Origin of the sequence: Vibrio sp. J1-1 (assembly GCF_021728395.1) — a bacterium.
Taxonomy (GTDB): Bacteria; Pseudomonadota; Gammaproteobacteria; order Enterobacterales; family Vibrionaceae; genus Vibrio.
In genome coordinates, this window is the sequence record NZ_JAKKCM010000027.1 from 1 (window position 1) to 9414 (window position 9414).

The following is a 9414-nucleotide window of genomic DNA, read 5'->3' on the forward strand; positions in this document are numbered from 1 at the left end:
AAGAGCAAATCACAATTTCCGCAAACCAAAACCCAAAACCTCGAAGCACAAAACCGAGCCAAATGCACACGGGCATTAACCCTAAACATTCTGCTTAAGTTGCGTTTTTCTCGTTGGCAACTAACGCCCAATTAAGGGGTGAGTAACGCAACACCAAAGCCCCTGCATATCACCTTAATCACTAAAATTAACGCATAGTAAAAATGCCACGCGTTACGAATCCCTCTTGAATTGTTTGTTAGTACGCTGCCCCTAAAGCCTTTGGCACACGCCAAGATATTGAAATATAGCACGAAGCTTCTGGCTTAAAATGCTGAAGCTAAAGGGACAACTGCCAAACTAGAACTCACTCTCAAAACGCAAGTTGGCGAGAAGAAAAACTTGCTTAACTGCCCTATTTTCGCCGTGTTCAAATTAGCAAAGGATACGGGCTTTAGAACTAATCGACCGCGCCAAAGAAACTCGTTCTTTGACGAAAATCTCTCAACACCAAAGAAGCCGCACCAGAGAAATAGCCAGAAAGTTAGAAACCGTAAACGGTGAAATCAAAGCAAACACTCCACATATAGTGCCACCGGAAAGAACGTGAAAGGCACATTTGACCAGGTGTAAAGCTAGGAAAAGAAACCGATAAACACCGAAATTTTTAACTTTGATGCCAATCCAGTACTAACGCCCTGTTAAGGGGTGAGCAACGCAATACCGATGTAACTGCATGGCACTTCAACACCGAAACCAACGCATACCAAAAATGCCACGCGTTGCGAATCCCTCTTGAGCAGTTTGTTAGTTTGCAAACCCAAAGCGTTGATTTTACGTTATTTTAAACTTTGCAAACAATAAACTTTATGTGTTTTGATGCACTCAAGTCAGGCGTATTCTCAAAGCGGCTACTCAATGGAACCACGTGGAACAAACAACGCCGCAGAAAACGAACTCACAGCACCAAAAAGCGCTTTTGGAAAACCAATCTCACAATGCGGACTTTCAACAAAGTCACTGAAACCACGTGAACTTTCCACACCAGAGAAAACGCCATTTCAGCGAGTAAATCGGCTTTTGTACCAACAAACTCAACGAGCAGAGTTTCAGCAAAAAAGTTCAACTCAGTTAACCCAAAAATCGCCGCACCAAAGAACAAATCAACCGTTGAAGCGTTGCCTGATTTGGACTTTGACCACGAAATTAACACTGAAATTGAACGCCGATACGACAATTTAGACTTTGAGCTTTTACCACTAGATCTTGCGATATAGCTGCGTTTTTCCTCTTGCAAACTAACGCCGCATTAAGGTGTGAGCAACGCTACTACCCAACCTAAACCATTACACCTTAAACACGAAACCCAACCTTGAACTGAAAATGCCAAGCGTTGGGAATCACTCTTAAATGCTTTGTTATATTTTTAGTGGCACGAACAATTATTCTTTTCCCCACCACAGTAACCACAATAATTTTCTTGAGAATTGTAGGCTACGGCTCTTCGCACATGTTTTACATGGTTAGGTTTAAATTCCGTGCCACACATACGGCAAAAATTATGTAATTGCTTTTCGTAGCCTTCACATTTCGGGCATTTGCGATTGGTAGCCATTACTGCCCCTCAATTTCCGTGAAAGTATAATCTACCGCTCCATTCCAACGTTCTAACTCTTTACCACAGCCATTGCAGGTGAAACGTCCTTTCTCACGCATTGGTTGCTCATAACGAATAACACTGTATTTTTTACCACACTCACATGTTACCTCGTACTTAGTCTTATCCCACGTAGCCATAGACACCTCTTTTAATACACTGATTTAAAATAAAAATATAACGCTCTGTTAAGGTGTGAGCAACGCAATACCGAAGCCACCGCAAACCACCTTAATCACTGAACCCAACGCATACTAAAAATGCCACGCGTTGCGAATCACTCTTAAACAGTTTGTTATACGGAGATTTCCCGCCGTCCAATTTTGTGAGCGAAACCTCCAACTCTAGCCTTAATAATACCTTGCTCGTTTGAATCTACAGACGCGGTAATTTTTGAAATACATTTCATTGCCCGACCTTGTTCGAAAACAAAACTATTCGAATGTGTATTAAGAAGGTGTTTAGTTAGGTAACACGCTAATGCACCACTCGCACTCCCCGTCGCTGATTCCTCGGAAATACCAAACAGTGGAGCGAAGTTACGACAGCTTGCTGTAACCATGTTTGTTTTTTCACATAACTCAAAAGCATGAATACCAATTACTTCATGCCTTTTACAGAAATTAATGGTTAGATTTTCATTCACTTGAATTTTATCGAGATGCCCATATGGGACTGGGACAATAATATCGGGTAAACCTGTTGAAACAACCTCAATCGGCAACCGTGTAGACTCAAGGACTTTCGAGTCTAGCCCGACTAACTCCGATATAAGTTCATAACTGAACTGTGCACCGTATTCTGGTAGCTTCTGATCCATGACGACAAGACCGCTTGTCTCTATTGTTACGACAAGTAAACCTGCTTTAGTCCTTTGAACGTATTTACCTTCACTTATGATTCCGTCTTGATACATTGCTGAAAATGCAGCTAATGTAGCGTGTCCACAGAAATCAACTTCACCTGTTACGGTAAAAAAGGACACCTCAAAATCAGCTTCATTATCCCGAGATACAAATGCAGTTTCCGAATAACCAACAACTTGTGCTATTTGTAATTTTTCTTCGTTCGACAAATAATCGGCGTCAAGCACAACACCCGCAGGGTTTCCACCCGTTCCATTCGCAGTAAAGGAATTAACTAAAATAGCTTCAACGTTCTTCAATCTCAATTTCTCCGTATAACGCCGCATTAAGGGGTGAACAACGCAAACCACCCGACCTAAACCATTGTGCCGTAAACACTAAAGTTAATTCAAACCAAAACTGCCAAGCGTTGTGAATCCCTCTTGAATGCTTTGTTAGTTGCCAAACCCAAGGCTTAGGTTTGGAGTTGATTACCGCTTGGCCTACACTGTTTTTACGTGCTTTGAAATACTCAAATCAGGCGTAGTTTTAAAGCGTCTCTCACTGAAACCACTTGGAACAAACAGTGCCGTAGAAAACGGGCTAACAACACCAAAAAGCTCATTTGAAAAGACAATATCATAGAGCTGACTCTCAACAAGCAAATCGGCTTCTGAAACGGCAAACCAAAACCACGCTAATAAACATCGAACGCAACTTCAGCAAACTTACATCTAAACACAGAATCAGGCAAAAACAGCACAAACCATTAGCCCTAAATGCTCCGCTTTAGCTGCGTTTTTCGCCTTGGCAACTAACGCCGCGTTAAGGGGTGAACAACGCCACGCCTGACCTAAACCATTGTGCCATAATCACAAAAGCCAAACTTTGAACCAACACTGCCAAGCGTTGAGAATCCCTCTTGAACGCTTTGTTATGTGCGTGTTAAACGGTAGCGCCTTACAGTGCCCTCGTTTTCGCTTGTGTAGTTGCCAAGATACTCACCGCCACAGTTTTCGATAACCTTTTGGGACGCTGGATTGTCAATTGAACAAGTAACAATAACTGAGTCAGTGACAACATGGTCTCGCACCCAAGCGAGGAGAAATGAAGCTACACCTTTACCACGAGCTGACGGTTTAGTTTCGTAGCCAACATGCCCAATGACATTTTCTACGTTGGCTTTAGTACCTTTACGAACTCGAATAGCGCCTAAGATTTCAGAGTCAGATACGCAATAATAAGTTGTGCTTGGTAAATACCCGTTTGGTAACTCAGAAGTTGCCTTAGAGCGTTGAACCAAACCTAACAAATAAGCTTCAGGATCTTGCTCAACGCTGGAATATTTAAGGATACCCGACTCCAAACATTCTTTCGCGTAACTCACTAATATCGGAGCTAAATCAGGACTCGCTTCTACTACTTCCATGTCAATTTTCCTCAAAAGCACATAACGCCCAATTAAGTAGTGAGTAACGCACTGACCAAGCCGCTGCAAACCACTTAAAACACAAAAGCCAACGCATAGTAAAATCGCCAAGCGTTACGAATCTGCTTGAATTGTTTGTTATGTTTTACCACAAATGACTGATTTATTTGGCAAAGAACTGCTTTATTGACCGCATTTCAAGAAGTGAATCACACACTCAAACTCACTTGGCCGCCAGATGCGCTAGACACAAAGCGCGTAAGTCCACTTCCCTGCCCAATGAGGCAACCCGATAAACGCTCAACAAGCGCCCTCTCTTTCCAACCACAGCGCGAACAATGTCAAATTGCCGAGGCAACTGCCAAGCCGACATGCTACTTGGCAAATACGCTGAAAGCGCCTTAGAGCCAATGACATTTAAAGCCAACCGCCACGACCTGAAAATGAAGCAACCCACGAATATTGGCATGTTTTACGGGCTGAGAAATTCAAGAATTTAGGCCGACAATGCGGATTTGCTGAAGTAACTCGGACGAACTACCAAAGGGACAAAGAACATAGATCGAAGAAACTTTAAGCCACTGAAATACAAGTAAACATAACGCCGCATTAAGGGGTGAACAACGCCACCACCTAACCTAAACCATTGTGCCATAAACACTAAAGCCAATTCAAACCAAAACTGCCAAGCGTTGTGAATCCCTCTTAAATGCTTTGTTATAACTCAGTTTCGTCAATGTACTCAATCTGCTTATTCACAGAAACTGCTAACGCTATTGCGAAAATAATGGCAATAAAGATTCTAAGAAATGTAGATGGAATGAGAGATTGTGTAGAAATGACAAATGGGCCAGTAAAACCACCGGATATAGCTCCTAGATAAGCTCGCCTCCTACTCCATTTCATCAGCGAACCACATTCAATACAACGATACTTCGTCCAATGAGAACTAAAGAAAAACCAGCTAAGTGCAACATTTTTCCGACACTTGGGACATTGTCTAGACTTCATAATAGCCTCGTAAAATTAAACCAAGGCTGATATGAAACTACCCAACTAAAGAAACATCAAATATTCTGGCTCGACTTTCGAGCAAGTTCATGAGTTATAACGCCGCGTTAAGGGGCGACAACGCTATACTACTTAAACTTGAACATTGCGCCATAAACACATAAGCCAAACTATGAACTAAAATCGGCGAGCGTTGGGAGTCCCTCTTAAACGCTTTGTTATGCGACTTTCACAAACGCTTGAGCGTTAGTACACAATTGGATGACTATCTAAAGTATTTATGACCTTTACATCACTATTATATTTGGTGCGCATCACCTCAATGTCTTTTGGCAACGAGATACAATTAGATTCGGTAATACCTTGTTCAATCTGAGCGCGCCTTTCTGCATCATAGGCATACTCACCAGCCCAATGGTTACACATACTGATACGATCCAATAAGTGGATTATTTCTTTTGGTAAACCGGTCTCTTCTAAATTCGCGACTATTTCTTGAGATCGGGCTGAAAAAGACATTAGCACAATAAAAATAACTTTAACTTTCACCGAATTCTCCCTAGTTGCATAACGCCGCGTTAAGTAGTGAGCAACTCAAGCACTGAACCTAAACTATTGTGCCATAAACACTTAAGCTGAATAAAACCAAAAATGCCACGCGTTGCGAATCTGCCTTAAACGCTTTGTTAGGTATCTCTACTCCGCGTTAAATTATTAATAAAGTTTACCTGTTTAATTCCTGATAAGGATTCGTTTATAGCAGCTTCAACATTTCGAGATTCACGTGGTAATGCAACAGAGTAAGTTCCCCCATCTGCTGGATACAAGCACAAAAACATACCCATATTACTTGTATTTATTGCATAACCTTTTAAGGCAGAGAATTGGATGATATGCGGACGGGAATCTGTCCCAACAACTCTAATTGCTTTATCAAGATTATCGATACTAATTGATTGTTGCACAATATCGGTCTTTGACATTGTATACACCACGCCACCGGCAACTAACAAGCCGATGAAAAAAAGCATATCAACATGCAGGCTATTGTTAGTCAACGATGCAATCACATAAAAACTAACGCCAGCAAAAACACCAGAAAAAAGTGAAATCAGAACAATCCAAAGTAAAGGGAGTTTCATAACCTTAGCTCTTTCTTTAGCCACCTCAAAAGGTTCAGTCCAATTGATCATTATCTCTCCTGATACCTAACGCCCTGCTAAGGGGTGAGCAACGCAATACAAAACCCGCAGCAAACCACCTTAATCACTAAATTCAACGCATAGCGAAAATGCCACGCGTTGTGAATCCCTCTTGAGCAGTTTGTTAGTTTGCAAACCCAAAGCATTGATTTTACGTTATTTTAAACTTTGCAAACAATAAACTTTATGTATTTTGATGCACTTAAGTCAGGCGTAGTCTCAAAGCGGCTACTCAATGAAACCACGTGGAACAAACAACGCCGCAGAAAATGTACTCACAACGCCAAAAAGCACTTTTGGAAAACCAATCTAACAATGCGGACTTTCAACAAAGTCACTGAAACCACATGAACTTACCACACCAGAGAAAACGTCCTTTCAGCGAGTAAATCGGCTTTTGTACCAACAAACTCAACGAGCAGAGTTTCAGCAAAAAAGCTCAACTCAGTTAACCCAGAAGTCGCCGCACCAAAGAACAAATCAGCCCTTGAAACGATGCCAATTTTGGATGTTCACCACGCTAGTTAACGCTGAAATTGAACACCGATACGACAATTTCGACTTTGAGCTTTTACCACTAGATCTTGCGATATAGCTGCGTTTTTCCTCTTGCAAACTAACGCCCAATTAAGGGGTGAACAACGCCCCCACCCAAACCTAAAGCATTGTGCCATAAACACTAAATTTGAAGTAGAAACAAAAGTGCCAAGCGTTGAGAATCCCTCTTAAATTGATTGTTATACAGCAGATTCCACCTACCCTCTTCGTACATCATTGAAGATTTTACAAGATAACTTATAGTTGTGCTGTCTTGCGATTTTCTGTGAAAAAAACAGCTGTGGTAATTCATAGACAACTAGTAATACGAGTATAAAAAGTGCACTAGAATGACCTAGAATAAGGCCGATGATGCTTATAGTTAACAGTGTCAGTTCAAATGCAAATAATGCATATTTCCCTAGATAACAGTGATGAAAACCACCAAGGAAGAACCAATTCAACGTAGCGTAGGTGTCTGGATCCTTGAGTTTTTTTGACTGACGTTCATAGAATTCTTTTTTTTGAGTTTCAGGTAATGAATTTACCTGGCTTCTCAACAGTTCTTCTTTTTGTTCTAACTGTTCAATCGGTTCAAATAAGCGCATTACGGCACCTCATCATATATTTTTTCAATGAGGTTAGGTTGATTACACCGCTTAATTCTTGCCAAGCCAAGTTTCCAACCTTTTATCGCCCCATACTTTGCAATACATTGTTTGGTGTATTCAGAGCAAGTAGGCTCAAAATTACATTCAATATTTAACAATTGCTTTGAACCACCGCTAACTTGATAGCGATGGATCAATTTCAAAGAGATATACTTAAGCAAACTTATCGGCCAAGAGTAATAATCACGGCCTCGCGTTTCCAAAACAGCATAAAGCGCTTTTGTTCTACAACTTGAAATACAACTTGCCAGCCATCTTGAACAAATTTGTTCAACTCTGCTTCCATTTTTTGCACAGGTAAGCCACTTGCACCTAACAAGATTGTGCCACAGCCACCTTCAACAATATGAACCACTTTATATTCTGTAAACTTTGTCATTTTTATAACCAACTAATCTAGTAAAAACAGGATGTTACAATAAGCAACAGGGTGCATCAAGGTGAATATTGTGACGTTTGCTGTATAACGCCCAATTAAGGGGTGAACAACGCCTCCACCCAAACCTAAAGCATTGTGCCATAAACACTAAATTTGAAGTAGAAGCAAAAATGCCAAGCGTTGTGAATCCCTCTTAAATTGCTTGTTATGTGCGTACTAAACATTGACGTACAATCTCAGCATGTCTTTGTGTTGAATACCATTTTCATAGATTGGCTCGGGGTAGTTTAACAAAAAATGGTCTTTGATAATTGAGTCTACTCGAAAGCCTAAACGCTGATAATAAGTTAGTTGATAGCCAAATGTACCCGTACCAAGTTCTACACGATTAATTCCCTTACTTGGTAACTGAGATAGAACGAACTTTAGCAGCTTAGAGCCAATACCTTGGCCTTGGAGTTCTGGAGATACTGATACATTAAATATCTCAGCAAAACAGTTAGTCTGAGCTTTAACGATACAAGCCGCTAAAATTTGCCCATGGTCTGATGCAGCAAAGCACCATGAATCAGATAAATATGAAGCGATTTTAACTTCAGAAGGATCAGCTTCAAGCAACAAATCTAGTGGAATATCGCTACTTTTGACTTCGATATATTGCATATTTTCTCCAAGCACATAACGCCGCGTTAAGTAGTGAGCAACGCTACCATTGAACCTAAACCATTACACCGTAAACATTAAATCCGATTTAAAACAAAAATGCCGAGCGTTGCGAATCTGCCTTAAACGCTTTGTTAGGCGACTATATCGCGGACTACAAATTCGTAGAACTTTACTCCTATTTCATTGATATACGCTCCGCCCAAGTCCCCGACATTTGAACCACCTGAAGGTAATCTAAGCAAGCCAGACATCGCTAGGGGCTGAAAGTCTATTTTTGCTCCATCACCCCAAATTTTTCTTTTTTCTTCGTCGGTGGACGCTCCGTCCATACGTAATTTGTAATCGTAAAACTTTTTAAGTGTGTCTAAGCCTTCAAAGGGATGAATTTGTTCAATGCTAAATAATAAATAGTTGTATTCTCTGACACTAAATCGGTTCGATTTGAAGGTTTCAACAAACAACTTACCTAACAACTTTGCTTTTAACTCATTATGATATCGGTCAAGATAAATCATTGTGTTTTCGACTATTTCGTCAGTTACCGCAGGAACATCTACCGCATCTCCCAACAACACCAAATCAGCTTCACTGAAGCTTCCTAAATGAATTTGACCAATGAAATTCGAATATTTTTTTATGAAAGCCGCACTTTGTATAGAGTTTTTTATGCTAATTGACGTGCTGATCCATTTGATGATAGGAATATCACGAAGAAATTCTTGGTCTTTGGCGACAGACTCTAATACTTTGTCTAGACTCATTTCAGAAATGTCAGACCATAGCTCCTTCATCTCACTGGATGCTGACATTGATATTAAACTATTTCGTTTTTTAGTACTCATAACTTATCCTGTCGCCTAACGCCGCATTAAGGTGCGAACAACGCTAAATACCTAACCCAAACCATTGCCCCTTAAACACTAAAACCAAGTTTAAACTGAGATCGCCAAGCGTTGTGAGTCACTCTTAAATGCTTTGTTAGGCGCTTCACGCAAATAGTTAAAATGGGATTTAGAAAACCACCTTTTGGAAAAAAGA

General features: G+C 40.7%; 12 protein-coding genes. All 12 read right to left on the bottom strand.

The genetic code is table 11. The annotated features are described in order from the left end of the window. Positions 1-680: 680 nt before the first annotated feature. The gene (locus tag L3V31_RS22115; RefSeq protein ID WP_346014872.1) at positions 681-812 is read right to left on the bottom strand and encodes a DUF3265 domain-containing protein; all 132 of its coding nucleotides are present in this window, start codon (positions 810-812) and stop codon (positions 681-683) included. A 125-nt stretch (positions 813-937) separates the two neighbouring features. Next, positions 938-1192, bottom strand: a complete 255-nt coding sequence (locus L3V31_RS21430; protein WP_237319158.1) for a hypothetical protein — start codon at positions 1190-1192, stop codon at positions 938-940. A 401-nt stretch (positions 1193-1593) separates the two neighbouring features. After that, a complete protein-coding gene (locus L3V31_RS21435; RefSeq protein ID WP_069527882.1) occupies positions 1594-1776 on the bottom strand; it encodes a hypothetical protein in 183 nt (60 codons plus the stop codon). A 155-nt stretch (positions 1777-1931) separates the two neighbouring features. Then, positions 1932-2801: a PhzF family phenazine biosynthesis protein gene (locus L3V31_RS21445; protein ID WP_237319160.1), complete on the bottom strand. Its 870-nt coding sequence runs from the start codon at positions 2799-2801 to the stop codon at positions 1932-1934. 614 nt (positions 2802-3415) lie between these two features. Then, on the bottom strand, positions 3416-3910 hold the full coding sequence (locus L3V31_RS21450) for a GNAT family N-acetyltransferase (protein WP_237319162.1): 495 nt from the start codon (positions 3908-3910) through the stop codon (positions 3416-3418). 1257 nt (positions 3911-5167) lie between these two features. Then, complete coding sequence (locus tag L3V31_RS21455) at positions 5168-5470, bottom strand: hypothetical protein (protein WP_237319164.1); 303 nt, start codon at positions 5468-5470, stop codon at positions 5168-5170. Between the two features lie 137 nt (positions 5471-5607). After that, positions 5608-6114, bottom strand: coding sequence for a hypothetical protein (locus L3V31_RS21460; protein WP_237319165.1), 507 nt, complete (start codon positions 6112-6114; stop codon positions 5608-5610). A gap of 764 nt (positions 6115-6878) precedes the next feature. After that, positions 6879-7268: a hypothetical protein gene (locus L3V31_RS21470; protein WP_237319169.1), complete on the bottom strand. Its 390-nt coding sequence runs from the start codon at positions 7266-7268 to the stop codon at positions 6879-6881. Continuing rightward, positions 7268-7534, bottom strand: coding sequence for a membrane protein insertion efficiency factor YidD (gene yidD / locus L3V31_RS21475; protein WP_346014871.1), 267 nt, complete (start codon positions 7532-7534; stop codon positions 7268-7270). The genes L3V31_RS21470 and yidD overlap by 1 nt, the downstream gene beginning before the upstream one ends. Further along, the gene (locus L3V31_RS21480) at positions 7495-7710 is read right to left on the bottom strand and encodes a DUF4177 domain-containing protein (protein WP_237319170.1); all 216 of its coding nucleotides are present in this window, start codon (positions 7708-7710) and stop codon (positions 7495-7497) included. The genes yidD and L3V31_RS21480 overlap by 40 nt, the downstream gene beginning before the upstream one ends. A 216-nt stretch (positions 7711-7926) precedes the next feature. Then, entirely contained in the window at positions 7927-8373 is a 447-nt protein-coding gene (locus L3V31_RS21485) for a GNAT family N-acetyltransferase (RefSeq protein ID WP_237319172.1), read from the bottom strand. Positions 8374-8507: 134 nt separating this feature from the next. Further along, positions 8508-9218, bottom strand: a complete 711-nt coding sequence (locus L3V31_RS21490) for a hypothetical protein (protein WP_237319174.1) — start codon at positions 9216-9218, stop codon at positions 8508-8510. Between the last annotated feature and the right edge of the window lie 196 nt (positions 9219-9414).